Consider the following 3,728-nt stretch of genomic DNA (forward strand, 5'->3'; position numbering starts at 1 on the left):
CCGGTAGTGCCTTGAAAAGTAGTCAAAATCTCCAAGCGCCTCAGCTGCAAATGCCAGGTCGCCAACCGGCGACGCAACCATTCTCAGTGGAACCACTTTTCTCCAGTCCTTCATTTGTCAGAGTTGCCTTTTCGCCCATCTCTTGAATGGCGCCCTGCCCGCGGGGAGGAAGTACGCGAGCAGGGCGTGCCGCACAAAGGCCGGTTGGATCGGGCAACAGCACAGCGGCGGCAGAAACTGATTAGCAGACCTTCTTGACGACAGCCTGACGTCAAGCGTCTGGTGCGTGAAAAAATGGTGGCTCGCGGCCGGGCCACATTGGCTGGCGGCCCTTCTAAGGGGTATCTTCGCGCCCGTCATCGAGCGACGGATGTTTCGCGGCCTTCTTATTGAGGTCATCCCCCGGTTCATGCTTCGGTCGGTGGTCAGCGCGGCGGCTGCCAACGTGATGCTGACCAGTGCGGCAACCCGAAGTGCCCATCTCATCGGCTGCTCGAACGGAACGTTTGGCTGTCAAGCGAAGTGAGAAGTTGACCCCTCCTATTGCCTCGGCTCGCCGGCGGCGAAGGCGCTGATGTAGAGCCTGATGATCTTGGGATCCGGGGAGAGGCTGGAGACCCTGGTGCCGGCACCAGGAGGTAAAAGTGCCGCCCGTCCTTGGCGTAGGCGTTGATTACCGGTCTCCTGAAATCCTTGAGGTCGGATTCGCAGAATTAAATGGAAAAAGAGACCGCGCTCAACGAGCTCAGTGCACTTTCCGAGGATCTTGAATTGTCGCCAATTCGGGGCGGCCTTGCTGCGGCTTGGATGGCGCGGCGGTCGCGTTCTACAAGACTATTTCATCGTAAAGGCGATCGGCTTGCTCAAGCCAGCCTCGCGGCTTTCGTGACCAGCCCCGAAACGATGGACAAGGCCGACGGCACCGCGCGTGAGCGTATTGCGAAATCGGCCGATCTGATCGCCGCCTTCCGTCTGCCCGAGGCGGGTTCAACACACTCGACATTTGCGCCATTTGCGGCGGCCCAGCACGCAAATTCAGGTCGGTTTGTGGCGATCCATGTTGGCGGCTGCGGACGTTGAAGAGGCTTCAGCGTCAAAGGGACATTGTTTAGCTCAAAATGCTGGCCCCGGTAGGAAAGAGTGGCCTGCCTCATCGCCTTCATCAGGAGTTCGCTGGCTTCAAGATAGCGCCCTGGAACTGTATCCGCATCAATCCCGAAGTACGCTAGCTCAATCGGAAGAGAGCCGCGCCCTATACCTAACTCGACCCTACCACCGCTCAAGTGGTCAAGCATGCAGATCTCCTCGAACGCACGCAGCGGGACAAAGACTCAGCAACATGACCAAGGGACCAATACGAAGTTGCCGGGTACGCTGTGCGACGCTCGATAAGAACAGATTTGGCGACGGGCTTCTCCCATGCGGCGAACAATGGTGCTCCGCTAGGTGGTAAGCATAAAAACCTGGCCGATCACAGGCTTCTGCTAGCCTGAGGCGGTCCGCGTATTGACGTGCAATAGCCCTACCGTCCTCGTCCAAATGATCGAAAATGCCTAAAGCTAGCTTGGAAGGGGAGGCTTTTCTCATTCAACTATCTCCAACTTTGTCCGGGGCGCCGGACGTTGAGCCAAGCGAACGGGAGTTGCGGACAGGCTGCCGTTTCAGTGTCGCGCTCCAGCCCATAGACGTCGTCCTCGAGCTCCCTTATTTCCGCCAGCACTCCGGCGATGAGGTCCAGGTCCTCGGCGCTCAGGGCGAGGCAGGAGACGGCGACGTTCGAGGTCAGATCCGAACGGTTGCGCGCGCCGATAATGACGGCCGCCACGCCCATCGACGCCGTGTCCTACACTCTGAACCAGTGGGAATACCTACGCGATACAAAGAAGACGGCAGGATGCCGATCGACAACAACCTCCTCGAACGCGATATCAGAATCTTTGCCACCGGCAGAAAATCCTGGCTGTTCAGCGATACCGTGAATGGAGCCAGGGCCAGCGCCGTCATATACAGCCTGATGCTGACCTGCCGCACCTGTGGCGTCGAGCCCTTGGCGTACTTGCGCCACGTCCTCAGCGAATTGCGGCAGCACAGACGCCGACATCACCGACCTGCTGCCCTTCAACTTCGCCAAAACCGCCGCTGCGTGATCCAATGCAGCCGTCTGACAGCGACCCCGTCAAACGGGCCGCGTCAACGCGCATGGAAATGAGATGGGGTAATCGGCTTCGCGCCCCATCTTGCCGCCGGTAAAAGGAAGGTGCTGCGCTTCGAGCTGATGATAAAATGTGGTCTGGGGTCGTGAATGAATCAGCCACAAGCACCAGAAAGGAAGCGTAGCAATGAAATACTATGCAGGCCTCGATGTCTCTGTCAAAGAAACGTCCATATGCATCATCGACGAGACCGGAAAAATCTGCCGGGAAACGAAGGTGGTCAGCCACCCCGAGGATATCGCGAAACTGCTTTGTGACCCGCGATGGCATTTTGAGCGGGTTGGCCTTGAAGCGGGCCCCTGTCCCAATGGCTCTATGAAGGTCTCGCCAAGGCCAGCCTCCCGGTGATCTGTATCGAGACCCGGCACACGAAAGCCTTTCTGAAGGCGCAGCAGCCGAACAAGAGCGACCGCACCGATGCGCGCGGCATCGCCCAGATGATGCGTGTCCACCTCTTCAAGGCGGTGCACGTCAAGACGCTGACCAGCCAGGAGCGGCGCGCCATGCTGACCGCCCGAAAGCTGCTGCAGGAAAAAGCCATTGCGATCGAGAACGACATCCGGGGACTGTTGCGGAACTTCGGGCTGAAGGTCGGTATTGTCGGCACCGTGAAATACGAGACGCGCATCCGCGAACTGATCGAAGGCTTGCCCGGTCTGGTCGCCATCGTCGAGCCGCTGCTTGCCGCCCGGGAGAAGCTGCGGGACGAGTTCGCCAAGCTGGACCGTATCGTTCGGGACGAGGCCAAACAGGATCCTGTCTGCCGCCGGCTGACGACGGTGCCTGGCGTCGGCCCGATCGTGTCGCTCGCCTATGTGGCGACGATCGACATTCCTGCCCGCTTCCGAACGTCGCGCGCCGTGGGGGCCGTGCTCGGACTGACACCGCTGCTCAATCAGTCCGGCGAGAGCAAACGGATAGGCCACGTCACCCTGTGTGGCGACGCCATGCTGCGAGGCCTGCTCTACGAAGCAGCGCAGGCTCTTCTGACGCGATCGGCAAAATGGTCATGGCTGAAGGCTTGGGCGATGAATGTCGCCAAGCGGAGGGGCGCCCGGAAAGCAATCGTGGCACTGGCGCGACGACTTGCCGTGATCCTCCACCGTATGTGGAGCGACGGGACCGACTTCCGCTGGACACGGGAGGTGGCGCCGGCAGCAGCAAGCTGATTCAAGTCTACACCACGTAGACACAAAGTTCCGCCTTACGGCGGAAGACGTCCTTCGCGGACGTGAATGATATGAGTTCGTGTAAGCGCTTATCGCGGCAGCGCTCTGCGCCGGTAGCATGCAAATGAAATGAGATTGGACCATATCATTCTTCTGATCCCATGGTGGGAGGGCTTTGACGCCGATCCCGGAGAGAAGCAAGGGCCGCGAAAAGACGTTATCCGCCGCACAAGTGGAAAGCTCGATCGCGCTTGACTTCACCACGCCGATTAGAGCGGGATGAGATTTGTGGGAGTCGTGGGATTCCCAAATCATCGCGGTTCTGATTCAACATTCATGCTGGGAG

2 protein-coding genes and 3 pseudogenes are annotated in these 3,728 nt (G+C 59.3%); 3 read left to right on the forward strand and 2 right to left on the reverse strand.

Annotation, left to right across the window (positions count from 1 at the left end):
- Window positions 1-717: 717 nt before the first annotated feature.
- Window positions 718-1,080 (forward strand): hypothetical protein, encoded by a 363-nt coding sequence (locus tag ACWGTI_RS32135; RefSeq protein WP_454590618.1) that lies wholly within the window; start codon window positions 718-720, stop codon window positions 1,078-1,080.
- On the opposite strand, the pseudogene ACWGTI_RS32140 reads toward ACWGTI_RS32135, so the two are convergent.
- Both ACWGTI_RS32140 and ACWGTI_RS32145 read right to left on the reverse strand, forming a co-directional pair.
- Window positions 966-1,587, reverse strand: a pseudogene (locus ACWGTI_RS32140) (LLM class flavin-dependent oxidoreductase); the annotation flags it as partial. The gene ACWGTI_RS32135 and the pseudogene ACWGTI_RS32140 overlap by 115 nt on opposite strands.
- Window positions 1,588-1,591: 4 nt before the next feature.
- Window positions 1,592-1,831 carry a hypothetical protein gene (locus ACWGTI_RS32145; protein ID WP_454578938.1) on the reverse strand — a complete coding sequence of 80 codons (240 nt, stop codon included), beginning with the start codon at window positions 1,829-1,831 and terminating at the stop codon, window positions 1,592-1,594.
- Window position 1,832: 1 nt separating this feature from the next.
- Here ACWGTI_RS32145 and ACWGTI_RS32150 point away from each other — a divergent pair.
- Both ACWGTI_RS32150 and ACWGTI_RS32155 read left to right on the forward strand, forming a co-directional pair.
- A pseudogene (locus ACWGTI_RS32150) lies at window positions 1,833-2,147 on the forward strand (IS66 family transposase); the annotation flags it as partial.
- 192 nt (window positions 2,148-2,339) lie between these two features.
- A pseudogene (locus ACWGTI_RS32155) lies at window positions 2,340-3,382 on the forward strand (IS110 family transposase).
- Window positions 3,383-3,728 lie beyond the last annotated feature (346 nt).

This window comes from Mesorhizobium sp. ArgA1, assembly GCF_053714375.1.

Bases quoted from the DNA above. Each gene is read 5' to 3' on its own strand.
- ACWGTI_RS32135 (WP_454590618.1), top strand. From the start codon at position 718: ATGGAAAAAGAGACCGCGCTCAACGAGCTCAGTGCACTTTCCGAGGAT.
- ACWGTI_RS32145 (WP_454578938.1), bottom strand. From the start codon at position 1,831: ATGGGCGTGGCGGCCGTCATTATCGGCGCGCGCAACCGTTCGGATCTG.